We start from the raw sequence: 23,053 nt of genomic DNA, 5'->3' as shown, positions 1-23,053 counted from the left end.
CAGGCCGGGAAATGGACTGTCCTAATTCCGCTTACCCAATGGCATGACGGAAGAAGTGATGTTTCTCACCGCGCCCGCCGTCGACAGGGTGGCGAGGGGTCTGCCTCGAGTCCCGTCTGGTCTGATTTGTGCGGACCCATGTGTCCGGATTGATGGCATGTCAGTGGAAACGTGATGGCGTCCGGATATCGGTGAACCGTTACATGTTATCGGGGCGTGATAACGCCTCAACTTCGTTGTGTTCCAGTAGGGCTGGCGCCGCGGACTAATCTCTTCGCGAGTAGTTGATCGATCGCAGGGAGACTCCCGAGAATGAACCGTAAGTCGCTGGTGCTGCCGGTCCTGGCGGGACTGATGACCTCCACGCTCGCCGCGTGCGGCGGTACCGACGGCGCAGGGTCGGACGACGGGGCGATCGTCGTGGGGAGCACCGACCGCATCGAGGCCTCGAAAGTTGCGACCGCGCCGCTGGACCCGGCCCAGGCATATGACTTCGCCTCCTGGAGCGTGCTGCACAGCACCTTCCAGACGCTGATGAGACTGCCCCGCTCCGGAACCGACCCCATCCCCGACGCCGCCGAGCAGTGCGGCTTCCAGGACCGGCAGAGCGAGCAGTACCGCTGCAAGCTGCGCAAGGGGCTGAAGTTCTCCAACGGCCACGATCTGACCTCCGCCGATGTGAAGTTCTCGCTGGAGCGGGTGCTGCGGATCAAGGATGAGAGCGGGGTGTGGTCCCTGCTGTCCAACGTGGACAAGGTGGAGACCCCCAACGACCGCGAGGTCGTCATCCACCTCTCCAGCCCGGACGCCACATTCCCCTCCAAGCTCACCACGCCCGCCGCGGCGATCCTCGACAGCGAGGTCTACAAGAAGGACGCGGTGCGGAAGGGCTTCGACATCGTGGGCTCCGGCCCCTACACGGCGAAGACCGAGGTGGAGAACAACCGGCTGACGAAGGTGGTCTTCACCAAGAACTCCGAGTACCAGGGCGATATCCAGCCGCGCAGCGACAAGCTCGAGATGCGCTTCTTCGATGACGCCAAGACCCTGGAGAAGGCCCTGACCAAGGGCGATGTCGACGTCGTCAACCGCGGCTTCTCGCCCGAGCAGATCGAGCGGATGGACACCACCGGTATCAAGGGCATCCAGCTCCAGGAGACCTCCGGCCAGGGCATCCGCTACCTCGTCTTCGACACCTCGGCCCCGGTGGTGAAGAACAAGGCCGTCCGCCAGGCCATCGCGAACATCGTGGACCGCCAGGCGCTGGTGCGCGATGTGTACAAGCGGACCGCCGAACCGCTGTACTCGATGGTCCCCAACAACATCTCCTCGCACACCAACTCGTTCCACAACGAGTACGGCGACCCGAACGTCGGCGCCGCGCGCGATCTGTTGCAGCGGGCCGGCATCGACACCCCGGTGCAGCTGACGCTGGCCTACACCACCGACCACTACGGCCCTGAGACGGCCCTGGAGTTCAAGAAACTCCAGGCCCAGCTGAACGCCAGCGGGCTGTTCTCGGTCAGGATCAAGGGCGTCAAGTGGACCGAGTTCCGCCCGGCCGTCGTCAAGCGGGAGTACGCCGTCTACGGCATGGGCTGGCTGCCCGACTTCCCGGACGCGGACACCTACGTCGCGCCGTTCCTCACCAAGGACAACTGGCTCAACTCCCCGTACCACAACAAGACCATCCAGGACGAGCTGATCCCAAGGACCCGGCAGGAGGCCCAGCGGGCCCTCGCGGTCAAGGACCTCCAGAAGATCCAGAACCTCGTCGCGAGCGATGTGCCGTATCTGCCGCTGTGGCAGGGCAAGCAGTACGTGGCCGCCCGCGACGGCGTCGTGGGGACCGAGTACCTGCTCGACGCCTCGAGCATGCTCCAGCTGTGGGAGCTCGGCCGCACCAGCGACGGCTGAGTCCGGCTCGGGACCTGGGCAGGACGAGACAGCGCCGAGGGCCGTATCCCGCACCGCCAGGAGGCGGCGGGGGATACGGCCCTCGGCCTTGTCTTACGTACGTCGGTGCGCCTCGGCGCCTCGGTGCGCGCAGACGCGCCTTGAAGCGAAGCGGAGGGCTTGCACGCTACTGCGCGCCGGGGCGCACCAGCCCGCTCTCATACGCGTAGACGGCGGCCTGCACCCGGTCCCGCAGCCCCAGCTTCGTCAGCACATGCCCCACATGGGTCTTCACCGTCGTCTCGCTGACGAACAGATCCGCCGCGATCTCCGCGTTGGACAGCCCCTTGGCGACCAGCTTCAGGACCTCCACCTCGCGCTCGGTGAGGGTGTGCAGCGTGTCCGGCACCGGCTCCTCGCCGGACGGCAGATGCCCGGCGTACTTGTCGAGCAGCCGCCGGGTGATGCTCGGCGCCAGCATCGCCTCGCCCGCCGCCACCACCCGGATCGCCTGCACCAGCTCATGGGCGGGCGCGTCCTTGAGCAGAAAGCCGCTGGCCCCCGCGCGCAGCGCCTCCACCACATACTCGTCCAGGTCGAAGGTGGTCAGGACCAGCACCTTGGCCGGACCGTCCCGGCCCGGGCCGGTGATCTGCCGGGTCGCCTCCACACCGTCCATCCGCGGCATGCGGATGTCCATCAGCACCACATCCGGCTGCAGCGCCCGCACCTGGTCCAGGGCTTGCAGACCGTCCCCCGCCTCGCCGACGACCGCGAGATCCTGCTCCGCCTCGAGAATCATCCGGAAGCCGGTGCGCAGCAGCGGCTGGTCGTCGACCAGTAGGACGCGGATAGCCACAGGTTCTCCTTCGCTGGACCGCTAGACCTGCCCCATTCTGCCGGACTGCGCGGGCACGGCGGCCGCCGGATAAGGCGGGGGAGTCCCACCGAATTCCGGGCAATGCGCCTGGTGGTCGCACCAGCCGCACAGCTTGGTCTGGCGCGGCAGGAAGACGCCGGTCTCCATCGCCTCCGAGATCGCCTCCCACAGGGCCCGCACCTTGCGCTCCACGGCCAGCAGATCCGACTCGTCCGGGTCGTACGTCAGCACATCCCCGCTGCCCAGATAGACCAGTTGGAGCCGGCGCGGCACCGCTCCCCGCAGCCGCCACAGCACCAGGGCGTAGAACTTCATCTGGAACAGCGCCCCCGCCGCGTACTGCGGGGCGGGCGCCTTGCCGGTCTTGTAGTCGACGATCCGCACCTCGCCGCTCGGCGCGACGTCCACCCGGTCGATATAGCCGCGCAGCGTCAGCCCGCTGTCCAGCTTCGTCTCCACATACAGCTCCCGCTCGGCGGGCTCCAGACGCGTCGGGTCCTCCAGCGAGAACCACTGCTCGACCAGCCGCTCGGCATCCGCCAGCCACTGCTCCAGCCGCTCCGGCTCCTCCGCGCCGTCCTCCGTGCGGAACAGCTCCGTCAGCTCCGGCCGTGCCTTCAGCAGCCGCTCCCACTCGCCCGGCACCATCGAGCGGGCGCGCGAGGCGGTGCGCTCCGCGGCCGGGGCATCGAACAGACGCTCGAGCACCGCGTGCACCACCGTGCCCCGGGTCGCGGCGGCGCTCGGCTTCTCCGGCAGTTTGTCGATCACTCGGAAGCGGTACAGCAACGGACACTGCATGAAGTCCGCCGCGCGCGACGGCGACAACGACGGCTTCGACGGCGACGCGGCCGGCGGCACAGCGGAGGACCGACCGGACTGCGGCGCCCGATCGGCCCGTTCGGCCTTCCCGGTGGAGGTTCCCATGGCGCAGACCCTACGGCCCGCCACCGACAGCCGGACGCATACCATCGACGTCCGAGGTCCTCGCACTGCATGATCGTGGGGACCATACCGAAGAAGGGGTGCGAACCACGCATCCGACGAGGGGACACCGTGGACAACAGCGGGCAGCGGCAGTCCGACAGCGGGGGATCGGACCGGACGACCGAGCCCGAGGGCGAGAAGCCGCAGCGCCCCCGTGAGGCGGGCGGCGGCTTCCTGATGGGCCGGCCGTTCGGTGTGCCCGTGTACGTCTCGCCCAGCTGGTTCCTGGTCGCCGCGCTCATCACCTGGGTCTTCGGCGGCCAACTGGAGCGGGTGCTGCCGGAACTGGGCGCCGCGCGCTACATCGTCTCGCTCTTCTTCGCGGTGGCCTTCTACGCCTCCGTGCTGGTCCACGAGCTCGCCCACACCGTTGCGGCGCTGCGTTTCAAGCTCCCGGTGCGCCGGATCCAGCTCCAGTTCTTCGGGGGCGTCTCGGAGATCGAGAAGGAGTCCGAGACACCCGGCCGGGAGTTCGTCCTGGCCTTCGTCGGCCCGCTGCTCTCGCTGATCCTCTCCGGCCTGTTCTACCTGGGCATGCTGCTCGTGGAGCCGGACACGGTGGTCGGGGTGCTGCTGGCCGGGCTGATGATCTCCAACCTCATCGTGGCCGCCTTCAACCTGCTTCCCGGCCTGCCCCTGGACGGCGGCCGGATGCTGCGGGCCGTCGTCTGGAAGATCAGCGGCAAGCCCATGACGGGCACCATCGCCGCGGCCTGGACCGGCCGGGCGCTGGCGGTCGCCGTGCTGGTGGGCCTGCCGCTGGCCACCCAGACCGGCGGGTTCGGCGACGAGGCCGAGGGCTTCGGCAGCGTCGACTCGCTGACCGACGCGCTGCTCGCCGCCATACTCGCCGCGATCATCTGGACCGGCGCCGGCAACAGCCTGCGCATGGCCCGGCTGCGCGAGCGCCTTCCGGACCTGCGGGCCCGTACGCTCACCCGGCGAGCCGTCCCGGTCGCGGCGGACACCCCCCTCTCGGAGGCGCTGCGCCGCGCGAACGAGGCCGGGGCGCGCGCCCTCGTCGTGGTCGACGGCCAGGGCGCACCCACCGCCGTGGTGCGCGAGGCGGCCATCGTCGGGGTCCCCGAGCACCGCCGCCCCTGGGTCGCGGTCAGCGGCCTCGCCCAGGACCTCAAGGAGGGCATGCGGGTCTCCGCCGAGCTCACCGGCGAGGAACTGCTGGACACCCTGCGTGCCACCCCGGCCACCGAGTACCTGGTGGTCGAGGACACCGGTGAGATCTACGGCGTCCTGTCGACGGCCGACGTCGAGCGCGCCTTCGTGGCCGCGATGGCCAGGACGCCCTCTTGAGAGGCCGGCTTGCCTCCGGGCGCTCGCCGTGCCCATCAGCGGCCTCCGGCCGCGGGCCTGTCGACACTCCTCGACACTGCGCTCTGTCGCTCGTACCTCGCTCCGACGCCTGGCCTCGTCGCTTTCGACAGGGGCGCGCCCTTTGGCGCTCGCCCGAGCCTCACCGGACCGGCGGTCGGCGCGTCCCCACAGGCCCGGTAGGCTGGCCACATGTCCGAACCGACCGGTGCCGCCCGCCGTCGCGGGCCCTTCCAGGTCGGGGACCAGGTCCAGCTCACCGACCCCAAGGGACGCCACTACACCTTCACGCTCGAGGCCGGGAAGAACTTCCACACCCACAAGGGTTCCTTCCCCCACGACGAGCTGATCGGTGCCCCTGAGGGAACCGTCGTGCGTACCACGGGAAACGTCGCGTACCTCGCGCTGCGCCCCCTGCTCCCCGACTATGTCCTGTCCATGCCACGCGGTGCCGCCGTGGTCTACCCCAAGGACGCGGGGCAGATCCTGGCAATGGCCGACATCTTCCCCGGCGCGCGCGTCGTCGAGGCGGGCGTCGGCTCGGGGTCGCTCAGCACCTTCCTGCTGCGTGCCATCGGTGACCAGGGCATGCTGCACTCCTACGAGCGCCGGGCCGACTTCGCCGAGATCGCCAAGCAGAACGTCGAGCGCTACTTCGGCGCCCCGCACCCCGCCTGGCGGCTCACCGTCGGCGACCTTCAGGACAACCTCTCCGACACCGACGTCGACCGCGTCATCCTGGACATGCTGGCCCCCTGGGAGTGCCTGGGCCCCGTCTCCAAGGCGCTCGTCCCCGGCGGCATCCTGTGCGCGTACGTCGCCACCACCACGCAGCTGGCCCGCACCGTCGAGGCCATCCGCGAGCACGGCACCTTCAACGAGCCCGCGGCCTGGGAGACCATGGTCCGCACCTGGCACGTCGAGGGCCTTGCGGTGCGCCCCGACCACCGCATGATCGGCCACACCGGCTTCCTGCTCACCGCCCGCCGCCTCGCGGACGGCGTGGAGCCCCCGCTGCGCCGCCGCAGGCCCGCCAAGGGCGCCTACGGCGAGGACTACGCGGGCTGGGGCAGCGGCGGCGGGGCGGCCGCGGGCGCGGACAGCGCCACAAACGGCTCCACCGACCGCGGCTGACCCAAGCGCGTACCGCCAACCCCGCACCAACACCTGGGCGCGGCCACCGACTTCCGCCGGGATTTGCGCGGGGAGGCGGTGGCCGCGCGCTGTGAGATGTGGCACGATGCGGGGCACCCCCTGACGCCACCGCTCTCACAGGAGTCACGCCGCGTGCTGCCTCTGGGCCCGGACCTTCCGCACACCCACCCCCGGCCGGTGCACTGGCTCGCGACAGCGGCCGCCCTCGCCGCCGTCGTCGCCGGGGCCGCGGTGCTCCAGCCCTCCGACGCCAAGGCCACGACGGACCCCTCCACGGCCTCCGCACCGGGGTCGGGCGCCCCGGTGGTCAAGGCCCCGGACCCCACCGCCGCGGACTATCCCGTGGACTGCGGCCCGGCGAAACTGGACGTCACGGACCGCGCCTCGGGCGATCTGGACGGTGACGGGCGGCCGGAGACGGTGGCCGTGGTGCGCTGCCACTCCGAGACCGGCACCCCGCCCAGCGGCATGTATGTGCTGGCCCAGCCGGGCGGCAAGAACAGCGAGGGCGGCAACGACAGCGGGACGGCCGGCAAGGGCGGCAAGGGGAGCGGCAGTGGCCCGGCGAGGCCGCGGATCGTCGCCACCTTCCTGGATCCCAAGGAAGGGATGAGCATCAAGGATTTCGCGCTGCGCGGAACCAAGGTTTCGGCCACTCTGCTCGGCTACTCATCGGAGCAGGTGCCGCGCTGCTGTCCCGACCTTCAGCGCAAAGTCAATTGGCAGTGGAAGGACGGCAAGTTCGTCCTCAAGGCCCTGCCGGTTCCGGGCAGTGTCTGATCGATCACTCGGCGTCGGGCCCGTACACCTCGACCCGGTCGGACACTCGCCGTACATGGATGCACTCACCGGGACACTCCTTGACGGAATCCACGACCTCGGTGAGCAGGGGCAGCGGGACGCGTGTCGTCGCGCCCTGGTCCTGCAGCAATTCGTCGTCGGCGCTCTTGACGTAAGCTAGACCGTCGATGTCGAGTTCGAAGATCTCGGGTGCGTACTGGGCACAGATCCCGTCGCCCGTGCACAGATCCTGGTCGATCCAGACCTCAAGGTCACCGAGCTCCTCGTTCCGCACAGTCACGATCTGCCGTCCCCTGATACATGATTCAACATTGACTAAATAGCGCCAGCCTTGGCGGGTGTTGACCACCTCGACGATACAACCGGTCGCTTTCCGATGTTGTTGGGTGGGTATTCACCTGGCGTGAGGGAGTGCGCAAGGGTGAAGATCGGACACACGCCGACCGGGTTTGTGATCTAGGGGTTTCAACCCGCACCGGCCCAGGTAGGGTCAGGAAGCGTCCAGCTCCCCTTGGAGGAGGTGAGGACCGTGGCAGCCCACGACGACGACATCAACCGCGGCATCCGGCCGGGGCGGGGGTCTGACGACCCAGCCGGCCAGGTTGCCTATCTCGAGCAGGAAATCGCCGTCCTGCGACGCAAGCTCGCCGACTCTCCGCGGCACACGAGGATTCTCGAAGAGCGGATCGTCGAGCTGCAGACAAACCTGGCGGGCGTGTCCGCGCAGAACGAGCGGCTCGCCAACACGCTCCGTGAGGCCCGCGACCAGATCGTGGCCCTCAAGGAGGAGGTCGACCGGCTAGCGCAGCCGCCGGCCGGCTTCGGGGTGTTTCTGCAGGCGAACGAGGACGGCACGGCCGACATCTTCACCGGAGGACGGAAACTCCGGGTGAACGTCAGCCCGAGCGTCGATCTCGAGGACCTCAGGCGCGGCCAGGAGGTCATGCTCAACGAGGCGCTCAATGTGGTCGAGGCCATGGAGTTCGAGCGCGCCGGGGACATCGTCACCCTCAAGGAGGTCCTTGAGGACGGCGAGCGCGCCCTGGTGATCGGGCACACCGACGAGGAGCGCGTGGTGCGGCTCGCCGAGCCGCTGCTGGACATCACCATTCGCCCCGGCGACGCCCTGCTGCTCGAGCCCCGCTCCGGCTACGTCTACGAGGTCGTGCCCAAGAGTGAGGTCGAAGAGCTCGTCCTCGAAGAGGTCCCGGACATCGACTACACCAAGATCGGCGGCCTGGGCAACCAGATCGAGCTGATCAGGGACGCGGTCGAGCTCCCGTACCTCTACCCCGACCTGTTCAAGGAGCACGAACTGCGGCCGCCCAAGGGTGTGCTGCTGTACGGCCCGCCCGGCTGCGGTAAGACGCTGATCGCCAAGGCCGTGGCCAACTCCCTTGCCAAGAAGGTCGCCGAGGTGACCGGGAAGCCCGCGGGGAAGAGCTTCTTCCTCAACATCAAGGGCCCCGAGCTGCTGAACAAGTACGTCGGCGAGACGGAGCGGCACATCCGGCTGGTCTTCCAGCGGGCGCGGGAGAAGGCCAGCGAGGGCACACCGGTCATCGTCTTCTTCGACGAGATGGACTCCCTCTTCCGGACCCGCGGCTCCGGTGTCAGCTCGGACGTGGAGAACACCATCGTCCCCCAGCTGCTCTCGGAGATCGACGGCGTCGAGGGCCTGGAAAATGTGATCGTCATCGGCGCCTCCAACCGCGAGGACATGATCGACCCGGCGATCCTGCGCCCCGGCCGCCTCGATGTGAAGATCAAGATCGAGCGTCCGGACGCCGAGGCCGCGAAGGACATCTTCTCGAAGTACCTGACGGAAACCCTGCCGATCCACGGGGACGACCTCACCGAACACGGCGGGTCCCCCAAGGCCGCCGTCGGCGGCATGATCCAGTCGGTCGTCGAGCAGATGTACACCGAGTCCGAGGAGAACCGCTTCCTCGAGGTCACCTACGCCAACGGTGACAAGGAAGTCCTCTACTTCAAGGACTTCAACTCCGGCGCCATGATCCAGAACATTGTGGACCGGGCCAAGAAGATGGCCATCAAGGACTTCCTGGACCACAACCAGAAGGGCCTGAGAGTCTCCCATCTGCTCGCCGCCTGCGTGGACGAGTTCAAGGAGAACGAGGACCTGCCGAACACCACGAACCCCGACGACTGGGCCCGGATCTCCGGCAAGAAGGGCGAGCGGATCGTCTACATCCGCACCCTGGTCACCGGAAAGCAGGGCGCGGACACCGGACGCTCCATCGACACGGTGGCGAACACCGGTCAGTACCTGTAACACCGCGGTCCGGCTGCGGATGTCCTGGACGGGGCATCCGCAGCCGGATGCGCTTTTCGGACCGTGATTTCGGATGTGTATGTCGGACCTGTCAGCACAGCGAGCGGGCACCTACGAGCCGGACCGGAGCAATGACTGAAATGATCGCCTCAGGGCCGTGCAGCGGCTCTAGGCTCTGCGGTGCCGCGGCAGCGCGGTGCGGAGGATCGGGGGCCGCGCACGGACCGGAAGCACAGCGGTACTTGAGCGCCGAACCCGCCCGGGGGCGGCGCCGGGCAAGGAGGGCCGCATGACCGTACGGCGAGTAATGGGGATCGAGACGGAGTACGGGATCTCCGTCCCGGGCCACCCGAACGCCAATGCCATGCTCACCTCATCCCAGGTCGTCAACGCGTACGCGGCGGCGATGCACCGGGCGCGCCGCGCCCGCTGGGACTTCGAGGAGGAGAACCCGCTGCGGGACGCCCGCGGCTTCGACCTCGCCCGCGAGTCCGCGGACGCCAGCCAGCTCACGGACGAGGACATCGGCCTGGCCAATGTGATCCTCACCAATGGGGCGCGGCTCTACGTCGACCACGCGCACCCCGAGTACTCCGCCCCCGAGGTGACCAACCCCAGGGACGCGGTGCTCTGGGACAAGGCGGGCGAGCGCATCATGGCCGAGGCCGCCCTGCGCGCCGGCCAGCTGCCCGGAGCCCAGCCGATCCACCTCTACAAGAACAACACCGACAACAAGGGCGCCTCCTACGGCACGCATGAGAACTACCTGATGAAGCGGGAGACCGCCTTCTCGGACATCGTGCGCCACCTGACCCCCTTCTTCGTCTCCCGGCAGGTCGTCACCGGCGCCGGCCGCGTGGGCCTGGGCCAGGACGGCCATGAACATGGGTTCCAGATCAGTCAGCGGGCCGACTACTTCGAGGTCGAGGTGGGCCTGGAGACCACCCTCAAGCGCCCCATCATCAACACCCGCGACGAGCCGCACGCCGACGCCGAGAAGTACCGGCGGCTGCATGTGATCATCGGCGACGCCAACCTCTCCGAGATCTCGACCTACCTCAAGCTCGGCACCACCTCCCTGGTGCTGTCGATGATCGAGGACGGCTTCATCGCCGTGGACCTCGCCGTGGACCAGCCCGTACGCACCCTGCACCAGGTCTCCCACGACCCGACGCTGCGCCGCCTGGTCACGCTGCGCAGCGGCCGCACACTCACCGCGGTGCAGCTCCAGATGGAGTACTTCGAGCTGGCCCGCAAGTACGTCGAGGACCGCTTCGGCGCCGACGCCGACGAACAGACCCGGGATGTGCTCACTCGCTGGGAGGACGTCCTGAACCGGCTGGAGCGGGACCCGATGAGCCTGTCCGGCGAGCTGGACTGGGTCGCCAAGCGCGAGCTGATGGAGGGCTACCGGCGCCGTGACGGCCTCGAGTGGGACGCCGCCCGGCTGCACCTGGTGGACCTCCAGTACGCCGACGTACGCCCCGAGAAGGGTCTGTACAACCGTCTGGCGGCCCGCGGCAAGATGAAGCGGCTGCTGGACGAGGACGAAGTGTCCCGGGCCCGGAGCAAGCCGCCGGAGGACACCAGGGCCTACTTCCGCGGCCGCTGCCTGGAGCAGTACGCCGACGACGTGGCCGCGGCATCCTGGGACTCGGTGATCTTCGATCTGCCGGGCCGGGACTCCCTTCAGCGGGTCCCGACGCTGGAGCCACTGCGCGGCACCAGGAACCACGTCAAGGAGCTGCTGGACCGCTGCCGCACGGCCGAAGACCTGGTCCGGGTGCTCTCGGGGGGCTGAAATGGGCCGCGGCCGGGAATCATCGAGGTGGCCTCGGTGCGTTGTAACAACTGCGAGGCCGATGTCGGACCCGGCTTGTAGGGTCTGATCTTGACCGATCGAATCAAGCTGGGGCGAACCGAGCGGGGTGAGGGATATGGCGACAAAGGACACCGGCGGCGGACAGCAGAAGGCGTCGCGCACGACCGAGGAGGTCGAGGAGCAGGCGCAGGACGCGCAGGCGGCGGAAGATCTCAAGGAGCGGCACGAGAAGCTTTCGGATGACGTCGACTCCGTGCTGGACGAGATCGATGACGTACTCGAGGAGAACGCAGAGGATTTCGTGAGGTCCTTCGTTCAGAAAGGTGGCCAGTAGGCTGCTTTTACCTTCGATTCCAAGGCAAAGGTCGAGGGTTGCGCGGAGTGAACGAAGAGACGGAAGCGAGGCGCTGTTCGCGTTGCAAGCAGGACCTCCCGCGGACTGCCTTTGCAAGCAACAGGTCCATGCCCGATGGTCTCCAGGCGTACTGCCGGGAGTGCTACGCCGAGTACTACCGGCAACGCCAGGAGGCCAAGGGGAAGAGGGTTCGGGAGAAGGTCCCGGTCCCGCCGGGACACAAGCGGTGTCCGCAGTGTGAACAGGTGAGGCCACACTCCGAGTGGGAGCGCAACAAGTCCTCCTCGGACGGCTGGGCGAGCTATTGCCGTGCGTGCAGGGCAAACCGGAACCGGGTCAGCTATTTCAAGCGCAAGTACGGCCTCACTCCAGCGGAGTTGGACGCGCTGGTCGCCGAGCAGCAAGGCGTCTGCTGTATATGTCTTGCCGCCCCGGCTGTACATGTGGATCACTGCCATGAGAAGGGTAGGGTCCGTGGCGTACTGTGCTTCAGCTGCAACGCGGCACTGGGGCAGTTCAAGGATCGGCCCGACGTGATAAGGCGGGCTGCGACATACGTGGAAGGAAACGCGTGGAAGCCAATTCTCGTAGCACCGGGCGTCTACCATCTGCCTTCCTGACGCCTGGGTCGGCCTCGTTCATGGACTTCCTGTCCGAGCACCAGCCCGAGCTGCTCCCGGGGAAGCGCCCGCTCCCCCCGGTGCAGGGCGCGATCGAGGCCCCTCACGGCACGACGATCGTCGCGGCCACCTTCCCCGGCGGGGTCGTGCTCGCCGGTGACCGCCGCGCGACCATGGGCAACCTCATCTCCCAGCGCGACGTCGAGAAGGTCTTCCCCGCCGACGAGTACTCGGCCGTCGGCATCGCGGGCACGCTCGGCTTCGCCGTCGAGATGGTCAAGCTGTTCCAGCTGGAGCTGGAGCACTTCGAGAAGGTCGAAGGCACCACCCTCTCCCTGGAGGGCAAGGCCAACCGGCTGTCGACCATGATCCGCGGCAATCTCGGCATGGCCATGCAGGGCCTGGCCGTCGTCCCGATCTTCGCGGGCTGGGACGTCGACCGCGAGAAGGGCCGCATCTTCTCCTACGACGTGACCGGCGGGCGCTCCGAGGAGCACGGCTTCGCCGCCACCGGCTCCGGCTCCCTGTTCGCCCGCGGCGCGCTCAAGAAGCTGTACCGCGAGGATCTGACCGAACCCGACACCGCCACCGCCGTCGTCCAGGCGCTGTACGACGCCGCCGACGAGGACTCCGCGACCGGCGGCCCCGACCTCGGCCGGCGCATCTACCCCATCGTCACGGTGATCACCGAGGACGGCTTCAAGAGGCTCACCGAGGCGGAGGTCTCCGAGATCGCCCGCACCATCCACGAGCGGCGGCTCGAGCAGCCGGACGGCCCGCGGGCCTCGCTGCTCTGAGGGGACGGTTGACCCGGAATGCATTCGCCATTGACAGAAAGGGACGGATAGCCGGTGACGACGCCGTTCTATGTATCGCCCCAGCAGGCCATGGCCGACCGCGCCGAATACGCCCGCAAGGGCATCGCGCGCGGCCGCAGCGTGGTCGTGCTGCAGTATGCCGACGGCATCCTCTTCGTCGCGGAGAACCCGTCCCGCGCACTGCACAAGGTCAGCGAGATCTATGACCGGATCGCCTTCGCGGCGGTCGGCAAATACAACGAGTTCGAGAATCTGCGCATCGGCGGTGTCCGCTACGCCGACCTGCGCGGCTACACGTACGACCGCGACGATGTGACCGCTCGCGGCCTCGCCAATGTCTACGCCCAGACGCTCGGCACCATCTTCTCCAGCGCCGCGGAGAAGCCCTATGAGGTCGAGCTGATCGTCGCCGAGGTCGGGGACGGCCCCGAGGACGACCAGATCTACCGGCTGCCGCACGACGGTTCCATCGTCGACGAGCACGGCTCGGTCGCGGTGGGTGGCAACGCCGACCAGATCAGCAGCTATCTCGACCAGCGCCACGTGGACGGCATGACCCTCGCCGAGGCGCTGAAACTGGCCGTCGAATCCCTCGCCCGGGACAGCAACGGCGGCGAGCGCAGCCTCACCGCCGAGCAGCTCGAGGTCGCGGTGCTGGACCGGACGCGACCGCAGCAGCGGAAGTTCAAGCGGATGCTGGGCAGCCAGCTGACCCGCCTCCTGGAGAGCGCCACGGCCGAGGGCGAGGCCGCGACCGATTCCGAGGCGGATTCCGAGGCCGAGACGTCGGCCGAGGAGTCCTCCGAGACGGAGGAGTAGCCCTCCCCGCCACCTCACCCACCATGGCGCGCCCCGGCCCCAGCCGAGGCGCGCCGAGGCGTCTGCGGCCCCGGCAGTCGGCCTCGGGCATACCGACCGGCGCATGACGGGCGAAGCGGCAGGGGCCACCCCAACGGCGGCTGGGGGAGTGCCAGAGCGGCGTGCGGGCAATCCCTGGCTGGTGCGGGGCTAGCGTGGTGGCGGTGCGCTGGAGCCGCGGGGGACGAGTTCCACCGGGAGCGATGTGTCGCGTGCCGGCTCGCCGGCCAGGACCGCCATCAGGGCCCGCATACCGGCCGCACCGACCGCCTCCGCCGGCAGCCGTACGGTCGTCAGCTCCGGGTCGACCGCGGTCGCCAGCGCGAGGTCGTCGAAGCCGGTGACCGAGACGTCGTCCGGCACCCGCAACCCCAGTCGCCGGGCGGCCTTGCAGGCGCCGGCCGCCAGGATGTCGTCGTCGCATACGAGCGCCGTGGGGCGGGGGCCGGGGCGGGTGAGCGCCCGTTCGGCCGCGCGGCGGCCCTCGTCGACCGTCAGGGGGGCCGCCTCGGTGTGCAGGGAGGCGCTCGGGACCGCGCCCACCGCCGCCGCCAGGGCCCGCGCGCGGACCTGGAAGGTCCAGGTGTCCACGGCCGCCGCGACATGGGCGATACGGCGGTGTCCCAGGCCCAGGAGGTGCCCGGCGGCCTGTCGCATGCCGTCGGCGATGTCGAGGTTGACCGTGGCCGCCGCGGCGGTCTCATCGGGGGAGCTGTCGAGCATCACCAGCGGGAGCCCCCCGCCGCGCACCGTGGCCAGCGCGTCCGCCGCCATCGAGGAGGCGATCACGCCGTCGAGCGAGGCGCGCGCCGAGTCGAAGGGGTCGCGCGCCGGGCCTACGCCCTCCGGGGACGGGTAGAGCACCACCCCGAAGCCGCCCTCGGCGGCTACGCGCGCGGCGCCGGTGTACACCCGGGCGAAGAACTCCGTGGTGAGCGCCGGGACGACGAGCAGCGCGGTCCTGGTCCGGCCGAGGCGGAGGCTGCGCGCCGCGAGGTTCGGGCGGTAGCCGAGCTCGCGCGCGGCGGAACGCACCGCCGCCGCGGTGCGTTCCGACACGCGTCCGGCCCACTTGTCGCCCAGGACCAGCGAAACGGTCGCCTGCGACACGCCCGCGACCCGCGCCACATCCCGACTGGTCGCCCGACCCCCGGCCGCCCGCCGCCCCCCGCGCCCCCCGCCCGGTCCCTGGCCGGCACCGGTCTCGCCCGCCGTCCGCCCGCCCACGTGACCTGAGCCGCTCGCGCCGCCTGAGCTGTCCATGCCGCCTGTGCCATCCGCGTGCCCCGCACCCAGTCCCCGGCTGGCACTCGTCTCACGCGCCGTACGCCTGCCCACGTGACCCGAGCCGTCTGCGTCGGCCGCGCCGTCCATGCCGCCCCCGCGCCCCGCGCCGCCCACGCCGCCCGTGTGGTCCCGGCCCGGCGCCCCGCCGCTCGCGTCGGCCTCGGCGTCGGCCCCGGTCTCCGCCGAACCGTGGCTCTCCAGAGCGGCCGGACCCGCGAGCGCGCCCGCGCCCCCGCGCTGCGCGCCGGGGGCGCGCGCCCCGTCGCCATTCGCGCTCGCCACCATCGCCTTCCCCTCGCCATGGTCATCACGGTCGCCCACCGTGAGGTGGACCGCGGTCGGCAGCCATGGTACGTATAACGGCGGACGTTATACGTAAAACTTCGGGCCGACTCGCCCGAGGGAGCACACGAACCAGAAACCCCGAACAGAAAGGGCAGGCGATGGCCGCCGGCTACAGGGACCTGCTGCGCAGCAAACACGCGGCCCGCCTCCTCATCGGCACGCTCGTCGGCCGGCTGCCGAACGCCACCGCCGCCCTCGCCGTCGTGCTCTTCACGCGCGCCGAGGGCGGCAGCTACGCCCTGGCCGGTGTGCTGTCCGCGGTCTACGGCGTGGGCAACGCGGTCGGTCAGCCGCTGCTCGGCCGGGCCGTGGACCATTACGGGCAGCCGCGGGTGATGCTGCCCGCGGCGGTGGCGTCCGCGGTCGCCATGGCCGTGTTCGCCGTGGTCGGGCTCGATCCGTTGCCCGTCGCGTACGCCGCGATGCTGGCTGCCGGCCTGTTCACCCCGCCATTGGAGGGCGGGCTGCGGGCGCTGTGGCCGGGGGTGCTCGGGCGGGAGGAGCGGGTGCATGCGGCGTACGCGCTGGACGCCGTCGCGCAGGAGGTGATTTTCTCCGTCGGGCCGCTGCTGGTGACCGCCCTGGTGGCGCTGTGGTCGGAGGCGGCGGCGCTGCTGGTGATCAATGTGATCGGGGTCGCGGGCGCGCTGTCGGTCGTGGTCTCGCCGCCCTCCCGCCAGTGGCGCTCGGCGCCGCGCGAGGCGCACTGGCTGGGCGCGCTGCGTTCGCGGGGGCTGCTGGTGCTGCTGGGCACGTTCTTCTTCGTCGGCATCGCCCTCGGCTCGATCGGCGTGGCGGCCGTCGGCTACGCGGACGAGCACGGCGGCGGCATGGTCTCCAGCTATCTGCTCTCCGCGCTGGGCGTCGGCGCGCTGGTGGGCGGTCTCGCGTACGGGGCGCGGCCCTGGGCCGGCCCGCCGGAGCGGCGGCTGCGGGTCCTGGTGGCCGCGCTGGCGCTCGGCTATCTGCCGCTGGTCCTGGTGCCCGGGGTGGCCGCGATGACGGCCCTCGCCGGGCTCTCCGGCATCTTTCTGGCTCCTGCGCTCGCCTGTGTCTTCGTGGTCGTCGACCGGCACGCCCCGGGCGGCACGGTCACCGAGGCGTTCTCCTGGCTGGTGACCACCTTCGTGGTCGGAAACGCCGCGGGAACGGCCGCCGCGGGGCCGGTGATGGAGCACGGCGGGGTGGCGGCGGGCTTCGCCGTTCCGGGGGCCGCCGGGGCGGTGGCGCTGGCCGTGTTGCTGGCCACCGCGCGCTTCCTCACCGGTACACCAATCGGTACGCCAACCGGCACACCAGGGGGGACACCGGGTGAACCTCAGGCGGAAAATGATCGCAACCGTGCCGTCGAACCCGGTTTCAGAGCAGGCCATCAGGCGTAATGTTCAGGCATGGACCGCCGCATTTTCGGGCTGGAGAACGAGTACGGCGTCACGTGCACATTCAGGGGACAGCGCCGGTTGTCTCCTGACGAAGTGGCGCGCTACCTCTTCCGCCGTGTCGTCTCCTGGGGCCGCAGCAGCAATGTCTTCCTGCGCAACGGCGCCCGCCTCTATCTCGACGTGGGCTCGCACCCGGAATACGCAACTCCCGAGTGTGACAACGTGACCGAGCTGGTCACCCACGACAAGGCAGGCGAGCGCATTCTCGAAGGTCTGCTCGTGGACGCCGAGCGCCGCCTGCACGAGGAGGGAATCGCGGGCGACGTCTATCTCTTCAAGAACAACACCGACTCGGCGGGGAACTCATACGGCTGTCACGAGAACTATCTGGTGGCCCGACACGGTGAGTTCTCCCGCCTCGCCGACATTCTCATCCCCTTCCTGGTGACCCGGCAGCTGCTGTGCGGCGCCGGCAAGGTGCTGCAGACGCCGCGCGGCGCGGTCTACTGCGTCAGTCAGCGCGCCGAGCACATCTGGGAGGGCGTCAGCTCCGCGACCACCCGCTCCCGGCCGATCATCAACACCCGCGACGAGCCGCACGCCGACGCCGAGCGCTATCGCAGGCTGCATGTCATCGTGGGCGACTCCAACATGTCCGAGACGACCATGCTGCTCAAGGTCGGCGCCACCGATCTGGTGCTGCGCATGATCGAGGCGGGCACGGTGATGCGCGATCTGACCCTGGAGAACCCCATTCGGGCCATCCGTGAGGTCAGCCATGACATCACCGGACAGCGCAAGGTACGGCTGGCCAGTGGGCGCGAGGCATCCGCCCTCGAGGTCCAGCAGGAGTACTACGAAAAGGCGGTCGACTTCTGCGAGCGCCGCGGAATCCGTACCGGCACCGTCGAGCGCGTCCTCGAACTGTGGGGCCGCACTCTGGACGCGATCCGCACCGAAGAGCTGGACCGGATCGACACCGAGATCGACTGGGTGATGAAATACCGGCTGATCGAGCGGTACCGGGCGAAGAACAACATCACCATGTCCCATCCGCGGGTCGCCCAGATAGACCTCGCGTATCACGACATCCACCGCCGTCGAGGGTTGTACTACCTCCTGGAGAAGCGGGGTCAGGCGGCCCGGGTGTGCAACGACTTGAAGATTTTCGAGGGCAAGTCGGTGCCGCCGCAGACCACCCGTGCCCGGCTGCGCGGCGATTTCATCCGCCGCGCCCAGGAGCAGCGCCGCGACTTCACCGTCGACTGGGTGCACCTCAAACTCAATGATCAGGCGCAGCGTACGGTGCTGTGCAAGGACCCGTTCCGCTCGGTGGACGACCGTGTGGAGAAGCTGATCGCCGGAATGTGACGACGGCGCCCGGACGGCCCATGTCCGGCGCGGGGCCCCGTACGTTTCGCGTACGGGGCCTCCGGCACGTCGTAGAGTGGCGCGCATTGCCCCCGCAGGATCTACCCAACGAGGACTTTCGTGCGCCGACGTTCCGTACTTCTTGCCGTGCCCGCCGGCTTGCTCACCGTCGCGGGCTGCGGCAGCGAGAAATCAGGATCCGAAAAGTCGTCCAAGGCCTCGCCGTCGCCGGAGACCAGCAGCCCGAAGGCCGCCGAGCCCACCGGCAAGATCGTGAGCGGGCCGGTGCCGGCCATCACCGGCGGTACGAAGTTCGGTGAGAAGCCGAAGGTCGCCAAGGGCACGGGTACGCCGTCCCCGGACCTGGCCGTCAAGACGGTCATCAAGGGTGACGGGGCCGAGGTGGCCTCGGGCGACTATCTCCAGGTGCACTATCTCGGCCAGATCTGGAACACCGCCAAGGTCTTCGACAACTCCTACGACCGGGGGCAGCCCGCCGTCTTCCCGATCGGCGTCGGCCAGGTCATCCCGGGCTGGGACAAGGGGCTGGTGGGCAAGCAGGTCGGCAGCCGGGTGGAGCTGGCGATCCCGCCGGCTCTCGGTTACGGCAAGCAGGGCCAGCCGCAGGCGGGGATCAAGGGGACGGACACGATGGTGTTCGTCGTCGATATCAAGAACGCCTTCAACGGCAAGAGCTCGGCCAAGGGCGACACGGTGGCGCAGAGCAACCCCGATCTGCCCAAGGTCGGCACCGGGACCGATGGCAAGGCGCCGTCCATCGACGTCCCCAAGAAGGCCGCGCCCAAGAAGCTCGTCTCCGCCTATGTCATCGAGGGCGACGGGCCGAAGGTCAAGGCCACCGACTCGCTGCTCGTCCAGTACAAGGGCGTGCTGTGGGACGGCGGCAAGCAGTTCGACGCGACCTATAAGAAGGGCCAGCTGGCACAGTTCTCGCTGCAGCAGGTCGTCAAGGGCTGGGCGCAGGGGCTGACCGGCAAGAAGGTCGGCAGCCGGGTGCTGATCGTCATTCCGCCGGACCTCGGCTACGGAAAGCAGGCCCAGCAGGGCATCCCGGCCAACTCCACACTGGTCTTCTCCGTCGACATCCTGGCCGTTCTGTAAGACGGCGGTTCTGTAAGACTGGGCAGGTTGCCCACCACGTAAGAGGAGCAAGTTCGTGAGCATCGACAAGCCCGAGGTCGACTTCCCGGGCGGCGAGCCGCCGAAGGACCTGGAGATCAAGGACATCTGGGAGGGCGACGGCCCCGTCGCCAAGGCCGGAGCCACCGTCTCCGTCCACTACGTCGGCGTCGCCTTCAGCACCGGCGAGGAGTTCGACGCGAGCTGGAACCGCGGCACCCCGCTGCAGTTCCAGCTCGGTGCCGGCCAGGTCATCTCCGGCTGGGACCAGGGGGTGCAGGGCATGAAGGTCGGCGGCCGCCGCCAGCTGATCATCCCGCCGCACCTGGCCTACGGCGACCGGGGCGCCGGTGGCGGCCGGATCAAGCCGGGCGAGACGCTGATCTTCGTATGCGACCTGGTCGCCGCCTGAGGCCAGCGCGCCCAAGGCCCGTGCCCGCCTGAGGCAGGCGCGGTCAAGGCCCGCGGGTTGAGCGCCACGCCCGTGGCCCGAGCGCCCTCGTGGGGCCCCTGCCGCCCGGCAGGGGCCCTCGGCTTTTGTCCCGCGTCCCGGTAGCGGTACGGTCACGGTCGGAAGGTCACGAAGAAGGGGCGTCGATGGCGATTGCCAAGGCCGAGCGGCTGATGAATCTGGCGCTGTGCCTGTTGGGAACCCGGCGCCCGTTGACGAAGCGCGAGTTGCGCGAATCCATAGAGGCATACATCGAAGCTGCCGCGGCTGCTTCGGCCGCCAACTCGGCCTCCGGCTCGGGCGGCGACGAGGCGTTCAATCGCATGTTCGAGCGGGACAAGGACGATCTGCGTGAACTCGGCCTGATCATCGAGACCGTGGAGAGCGTCGACGGCGAAATCGGCTATCTCGCCCGCCGCGACAGCAACCGCCTCCCTGCGATCACCCTGGACGCCGAGGAGGCCGCGGCCCTCGGCCTGGCCGCGAAGGTCTGGCAGCAGGCCCGGCTCGCGGGCGCCGCCAGCGGTGCGCTGCAGAAGCTGCGCGCCGCCGGGATGCCGCTGGCCGAGGACCCGTACGACCCCCAGCCGGCCGGCGCCCTGGAACCGCGGATCCCGGTCCACGAGGCCGCCTTCGAGCCCCTGATGCTCGCCTGCCGCGACCGCCGCCCCGTCATGTTCGACTACCGCAAGTCGAACGCCGCCCGGCCCGAGCAGCGCCATGTCGAGCCGTGGGCGCTGGAGTGCTGGCGCGGCCACTGGTATCTGGCCGGATGGGACCGCGAGCGCACGGCGGAGAGGGTCTTCCGGCTCTCCCGGATCACCGGCAAGGTGCGCCTGCGGGCCGGCGCCTACGCCGCCGAGGTGCCCGACCACGTCACCGTGCGCGAGACCGTGGAGCGGTGGTCGGGGGAGACCGCCACCCGCACCGCCCGGATCAAACTGCGCTCCGGCCACGGCTACCCGCTGCGGGCCAGGGCGCTGCACACCCACCCGCTGGGCGACGGCTGGGACGAGCTGGAGGTCCCGTACGGACACGGGCTCGACGCCTGGCTGGTGGAGTTCGGCCCGGACGTGGTCGTCCTGGCGCCCGACGAACTGCGGGCCGATGTCATCGACCGGCTGCGCGCCGTGGCCAAGGGCTGAGGGGGGATTCCACATGGCCGGAAACGCCATTGACCAGACCCGCCGGATGCTGTCCCTGGTGACGTATCTGCGCGAGCGCCCCGGTGCCCATATCGCCGATGTCGCCCGCGCCTTCGGCATCACCGAGGACGAGCTGATCTCGGACCTGGACGTACTGCCGCTGTGCGGCACCAGCTTCCGCGGCGGCGACCTGCTGGACATCGACACCGACGGCGAGCGCATCTGGTGGCACAACCCCGACGATGTCGCCGAGCCGCTGCGGCTCGCCGCCGACGAGGCCACCGCGCTGCTGGTCGCCGCCCGCGCCGTGGCCACCCTCCCCGGGCTGCGCGAGGGCGACCGGGACGCCCTGCTGCGCGCCACGGCCAAGCTGGAGGCGGCCGCCGGCGAGGCGGCCGGGGCCAGCTCCCGGCTGTCGGTCACCTTCGAGTCCGAGGGCGGCGTCTTCGCCGACGTCGACCGGGCCATCGCCGAGCGCCGCCGCCTGTGGCTGCGCTACTACTCGCCCGCGCGGGACGAGCTCACCGAGCGCGAGGTCGACCCGATCCGGCTGTTCGCCGTCGGCCGTACATACATGGAGGCGTGGTGCCGGCTCTCCGAGGCGCGGCGCACCTTCCGTCTCGACCGGGTCGCGGAGATCAAGCTGCTCGACGCGCCCGCCGACCCGCCGCCGATCGAGCTGCGTGATCTGTCGGACCTGTCCGCCGGGCTGGTGCAGACCGGCGCCGAGGACCCGGAGGTGGTCGTCGAGGTCGGCCCCGGCGGGCGCTGGGTCGCCGAGTACTACCCGCACGACAGCGCGGAGGAGCTGCCCGACGGCGGCCTCAGGATCACGCTGCGCACCCCCGACCCCGGCTCGCTTCGCCGCCTGGCGCTGCGGCTGGGCAGGGACGGCAGGATCGTCTCCCCGCGGGGGCTGGCGGACAGCGCGCGGGACGCGGCGCAGCAGGCGCTCGCGGCCTATGGTGAGTGAAGGGACACGCACAGTGACCGCTGGGGGGAATCCCACCTCGGTGATCTTCAAGGCAGCCTGCCCGGACTGCCGTGGCCGGTTCGAGCTGGCGGCCACCGCCCTGCGGCTGGCGATCGGGGGGAGTGACCGCACCACGTTCTACTCCTTCACCTGCCCGGACTGCGGATCGGCGGTGCGCAGACCGGCGGGGGAGCGGATCGTGGAGCTGCTCACCGGCGGTGGGGTGAGCACGTTGCGGCTGCACTCCAAGGTCTAGGCTCTGGCGCATGCTCTGGCCGATGCTCGCCCTCGCTCTCGCCGTCACCGGAATCGCGGTGCTCGCCGTGCCCGCCGTACGGGTCTTCGTCGAAGTGCGCCGGCTGGCCCGGCAGGTGGGGGAGAGCTCGCGGCGGATCACCCGGGCCGCCGAGGACCTGGAGCGGGCCACGGCCCCGCTGGGCGGTCATGTGGACGCGCTGCGCCGCGGCCGGGACGACGTACTCGCGTCGGACGACGGACTGTCCTCCGACGGCGTGCTTTCGGCGGACGGCGTACTTTCGTCAGAGTCGGCGGCTGACCGAGGCCAGGGACTGACGCACGGGTCAGCGGGGTAGGCTGCTTGGCGCAGTTGTGACGGCGGCACCGCGGACGCAACGGGGAGTATGCATGGGCATTGCCCAGGGTTTACTCCTGCGGGTTACGATCGCTGCCAGCACTAGCACGCCAGTCCGATCCCATACGGCAGGCATGAAAGTTACGCCGCCCCGGCGAGAAGGTAGTCGCACATGCTCGGCAATCTGAGGCCCACCGAGATCGTTCTGATCCTCGTTGTCATCCTGCTGCTCTTCGGCGCCAAGAAGCTCCCGGACATGGCTCGGTCCCTCGGCAAGTCGGCCCGCATCCTCAAGAGCGAGGCCAAGGCCATGAAGAAGGACGACGAGGCGGCGAAGACCGCCGAAGCTCCGACGACCGCGTCGGCGCCCGCCGACCCCACCCCGCAGGCCGCGCCGCGGACCATCCAGGCGGCCCCCGGCGATGTGACCAGCTCCCGCCCGGTCACCGAGCCGAACCGCACCGCCCAGGGCTGACGGAGCCGACGCAAGCCGAGAGTGCCGCCGCGGCTCGCTGAGCCCGCGACGGCCTTCGCACGAGACGAGGACGTG

At 69.8% G+C, this 23,053-nt stretch carries 22 protein-coding genes and 1 pseudogene; 19 read left to right on the top strand and 4 right to left on the bottom strand.

The window, feature by feature from the left end; genetic code table 11:
- Positions 1 to 312: 312 nt before the first annotated feature.
- Entirely contained in the window at positions 313 to 1,917 is a 1,605-nt protein-coding gene (locus ACH4U7_RS47785; RefSeq protein ID WP_398534015.1) for an ABC transporter substrate-binding protein, read from the top strand.
- 166 nt (positions 1,918 to 2,083) lie between these two features.
- On the opposite strand, the gene ACH4U7_RS47780 is transcribed toward ACH4U7_RS47785, so the two are convergent.
- Both ACH4U7_RS47780 and ACH4U7_RS47775 read right to left on the bottom strand, forming a co-directional pair.
- Positions 2,084 to 2,755 carry a response regulator transcription factor gene (locus ACH4U7_RS47780; protein ID WP_014181038.1) on the bottom strand — a complete coding sequence of 224 codons (672 nt, stop codon included), beginning with the start codon at positions 2,753 to 2,755 and terminating at the stop codon, positions 2,084 to 2,086.
- Between the two features lie 21 nt (positions 2,756 to 2,776).
- The gene (locus tag ACH4U7_RS47775) at positions 2,777 to 3,703 is read right to left on the bottom strand and encodes a RecB family exonuclease (protein WP_398534014.1); all 927 of its coding nucleotides are present in this window, start codon (positions 3,701 to 3,703) and stop codon (positions 2,777 to 2,779) included.
- Positions 3,704 to 3,772: 69 nt separating this feature from the next.
- Between ACH4U7_RS47775 and ACH4U7_RS47770 the strand changes: the two genes are divergently transcribed.
- From ACH4U7_RS47770 to ACH4U7_RS47760, 3 genes are all read left to right on the top strand, one after another.
- Complete coding sequence (locus ACH4U7_RS47770) at positions 3,773 to 5,074, top strand: site-2 protease family protein (RefSeq protein WP_398534013.1); 1,302 nt, start codon at positions 3,773 to 3,775, stop codon at positions 5,072 to 5,074.
- Positions 5,075 to 5,284: 210 nt separating this feature from the next.
- Positions 5,285 to 6,226: a tRNA (adenine-N1)-methyltransferase gene (locus ACH4U7_RS47765; RefSeq protein ID WP_398534012.1), complete on the top strand. Its 942-nt coding sequence runs from the start codon at positions 5,285 to 5,287 to the stop codon at positions 6,224 to 6,226.
- 153 nt (positions 6,227 to 6,379) lie between these two features.
- The gene (locus ACH4U7_RS47760; RefSeq protein WP_398534011.1) at positions 6,380 to 7,027 is read left to right on the top strand and encodes a hypothetical protein; all 648 of its coding nucleotides are present in this window, start codon (positions 6,380 to 6,382) and stop codon (positions 7,025 to 7,027) included.
- Positions 7,028 to 7,031: 4 nt separating this feature from the next.
- On the opposite strand, the gene ACH4U7_RS47755 is transcribed toward ACH4U7_RS47760, so the two are convergent.
- Positions 7,032 to 7,322 carry a ferredoxin gene (locus ACH4U7_RS47755; RefSeq protein ID WP_358645491.1) on the bottom strand — a complete coding sequence of 97 codons (291 nt, stop codon included), beginning with the start codon at positions 7,320 to 7,322 and terminating at the stop codon, positions 7,032 to 7,034.
- Between the two features lie 255 nt (positions 7,323 to 7,577).
- Here ACH4U7_RS47755 and arc point away from each other — a divergent pair, with 255 nt between their 5' ends.
- The 6 genes from arc to prcA all read left to right on the top strand — a co-directional run bounded on the left by arc (position 7,578) and on the right by prcA (position 13,778).
- Positions 7,578 to 9,344, top strand: coding sequence for a proteasome ATPase (arc, locus tag ACH4U7_RS47750; RefSeq protein WP_089509447.1), 1,767 nt, complete (start codon positions 7,578 to 7,580; stop codon positions 9,342 to 9,344).
- 289 nt (positions 9,345 to 9,633) lie between these two features.
- Positions 9,634 to 11,145, top strand: coding sequence for a depupylase/deamidase Dop (gene dop / locus ACH4U7_RS47745; protein ID WP_370656706.1), 1,512 nt, complete (start codon positions 9,634 to 9,636; stop codon positions 11,143 to 11,145).
- Between the two features lie 136 nt (positions 11,146 to 11,281).
- Positions 11,282 to 11,500 (top strand): ubiquitin-like protein Pup, encoded by a 219-nt coding sequence (locus tag ACH4U7_RS47740; protein ID WP_089509449.1) that lies wholly within the window; start codon positions 11,282 to 11,284, stop codon positions 11,498 to 11,500.
- 128 nt (positions 11,501 to 11,628) lie between these two features.
- Positions 11,629 to 12,141 carry an endonuclease VII domain-containing protein gene (locus ACH4U7_RS47735; protein WP_398534010.1) on the top strand — a complete coding sequence of 171 codons (513 nt, stop codon included), beginning with the start codon at positions 11,629 to 11,631 and terminating at the stop codon, positions 12,139 to 12,141.
- The gene (prcB, locus tag ACH4U7_RS47730) at positions 12,093 to 12,938 is read left to right on the top strand and encodes a proteasome subunit beta (RefSeq protein ID WP_398534009.1); all 846 of its coding nucleotides are present in this window, start codon (positions 12,093 to 12,095) and stop codon (positions 12,936 to 12,938) included. Before ACH4U7_RS47735 ends, prcB begins: the two co-directional genes overlap by 49 nt.
- A 54-nt stretch (positions 12,939 to 12,992) precedes the next feature.
- Positions 12,993 to 13,778 (top strand): proteasome subunit alpha, encoded by a 786-nt coding sequence (prcA, locus tag ACH4U7_RS47725; protein WP_089509452.1) that lies wholly within the window; start codon positions 12,993 to 12,995, stop codon positions 13,776 to 13,778.
- A 189-nt stretch (positions 13,779 to 13,967) separates the two neighbouring features.
- On the opposite strand, the gene ACH4U7_RS47720 is transcribed toward prcA, so the two are convergent.
- Positions 13,968 to 14,945 (bottom strand): LacI family DNA-binding transcriptional regulator, encoded by a 978-nt coding sequence (locus tag ACH4U7_RS47720; protein WP_398534040.1) that lies wholly within the window; start codon positions 14,943 to 14,945, stop codon positions 13,968 to 13,970.
- A gap of 602 nt (positions 14,946 to 15,547) precedes the next feature.
- Here ACH4U7_RS47720 and ACH4U7_RS47715 point away from each other — a divergent pair.
- From ACH4U7_RS47715 to tatA, 9 genes and pseudogenes are all read left to right on the top strand, one after another.
- Positions 15,548 to 16,831: an MFS transporter gene (locus tag ACH4U7_RS47715; protein WP_398534008.1), complete on the top strand. Its 1,284-nt coding sequence runs from the start codon at positions 15,548 to 15,550 to the stop codon at positions 16,829 to 16,831.
- A 9-nt stretch (positions 16,832 to 16,840) separates the two neighbouring features.
- On the top strand, positions 16,841 to 18,202 hold the full coding sequence (pafA, locus tag ACH4U7_RS47710) for a Pup--protein ligase (protein ID WP_385626605.1): 1,362 nt from the start codon (positions 16,841 to 16,843) through the stop codon (positions 18,200 to 18,202).
- Positions 18,203 to 18,322: 120 nt separating this feature from the next.
- The gene (locus tag ACH4U7_RS47705) at positions 18,323 to 19,324 is read left to right on the top strand and encodes an FKBP-type peptidyl-prolyl cis-trans isomerase (RefSeq protein WP_398534007.1); all 1,002 of its coding nucleotides are present in this window, start codon (positions 18,323 to 18,325) and stop codon (positions 19,322 to 19,324) included.
- A gap of 55 nt (positions 19,325 to 19,379) precedes the next feature.
- Positions 19,380 to 19,754, top strand: coding sequence for an FKBP-type peptidyl-prolyl cis-trans isomerase (locus tag ACH4U7_RS47700; RefSeq protein WP_014181055.1), 375 nt, complete (start codon positions 19,380 to 19,382; stop codon positions 19,752 to 19,754).
- Between the two features lie 185 nt (positions 19,755 to 19,939).
- A complete protein-coding gene (locus tag ACH4U7_RS47695; protein WP_398534006.1) occupies positions 19,940 to 20,938 on the top strand; it encodes a helix-turn-helix transcriptional regulator in 999 nt (332 codons plus the stop codon).
- 13 nt (positions 20,939 to 20,951) lie between these two features.
- Positions 20,952 to 21,911 (top strand): helix-turn-helix transcriptional regulator, encoded by a 960-nt coding sequence (locus ACH4U7_RS47690; RefSeq protein WP_398534005.1) that lies wholly within the window; start codon positions 20,952 to 20,954, stop codon positions 21,909 to 21,911.
- Positions 21,901 to 22,167 carry a hypothetical protein gene (locus ACH4U7_RS47685; protein WP_398534004.1) on the top strand — a complete coding sequence of 89 codons (267 nt, stop codon included), beginning with the start codon at positions 21,901 to 21,903 and terminating at the stop codon, positions 22,165 to 22,167. The genes ACH4U7_RS47690 and ACH4U7_RS47685 overlap by 11 nt, the downstream gene beginning before the upstream one ends.
- 10 nt (positions 22,168 to 22,177) lie before the next feature.
- A pseudogene (locus tag ACH4U7_RS47680) lies at positions 22,178 to 22,369 on the top strand (hypothetical protein); the annotation flags it as partial.
- 306 nt (positions 22,370 to 22,675) lie between these two features.
- Positions 22,676 to 22,978, top strand: a complete 303-nt coding sequence (tatA, locus tag ACH4U7_RS47675) for a Sec-independent protein translocase subunit TatA (protein ID WP_398534003.1) — start codon at positions 22,676 to 22,678, stop codon at positions 22,976 to 22,978.
- Positions 22,979 to 23,053: the final 75 nt, after the last annotated feature.

The organism is Streptomyces sp. NPDC020845, from assembly GCF_044334165.1.
Taxonomy (GTDB): Bacteria; Actinomycetota; Actinomycetes; order Streptomycetales; family Streptomycetaceae; genus Streptomyces.
This window is presented reverse-complemented; position numbering and strand designations above follow the sequence as displayed.

Excerpts from the sequence above, each read along its gene's own strand:
- ACH4U7_RS47685 (WP_398534004.1), top strand. The coding sequence starts at position 21,901 with ATGGTGAGTGAAGGGACACGCACAGTGACCGCTGGGGGGAATCCCACC.
- ACH4U7_RS47770 (WP_398534013.1), top strand. The coding sequence starts at position 3,773 with ATGATCGTGGGGACCATACCGAAGAAGGGGTGCGAACCACGCATCCGA.
- ACH4U7_RS47775 (WP_398534014.1), bottom strand. The coding sequence starts at position 3,703 with ATGGGAACCTCCACCGGGAAGGCCGAACGGGCCGATCGGGCGCCGCAG.
- dop (WP_370656706.1), top strand. The coding sequence starts at position 9,634 with ATGACCGTACGGCGAGTAATGGGGATCGAGACGGAGTACGGGATCTCC.
- ACH4U7_RS47740 (WP_089509449.1), top strand. The coding sequence starts at position 11,282 with ATGGCGACAAAGGACACCGGCGGCGGACAGCAGAAGGCGTCGCGCACG.
- ACH4U7_RS47695 (WP_398534006.1), top strand. The coding sequence starts at position 19,940 with ATGGCGATTGCCAAGGCCGAGCGGCTGATGAATCTGGCGCTGTGCCTG.
- ACH4U7_RS47785 (WP_398534015.1), top strand. The coding sequence starts at position 313 with ATGAACCGTAAGTCGCTGGTGCTGCCGGTCCTGGCGGGACTGATGACC.
- tatA (WP_398534003.1), top strand. The coding sequence starts at position 22,676 with ATGCTCGGCAATCTGAGGCCCACCGAGATCGTTCTGATCCTCGTTGTC.
- ACH4U7_RS47735 (WP_398534010.1), top strand. The coding sequence starts at position 11,629 with ATGCCCGATGGTCTCCAGGCGTACTGCCGGGAGTGCTACGCCGAGTAC.
- pafA (WP_385626605.1), top strand. The coding sequence starts at position 16,841 with ATGGACCGCCGCATTTTCGGGCTGGAGAACGAGTACGGCGTCACGTGC.
- ACH4U7_RS47715 (WP_398534008.1), top strand. The coding sequence starts at position 15,548 with ATGGCCGCCGGCTACAGGGACCTGCTGCGCAGCAAACACGCGGCCCGC.
- ACH4U7_RS47765 (WP_398534012.1), top strand. The coding sequence starts at position 5,285 with ATGTCCGAACCGACCGGTGCCGCCCGCCGTCGCGGGCCCTTCCAGGTC.
- ACH4U7_RS47690 (WP_398534005.1), top strand. The coding sequence starts at position 20,952 with ATGGCCGGAAACGCCATTGACCAGACCCGCCGGATGCTGTCCCTGGTG.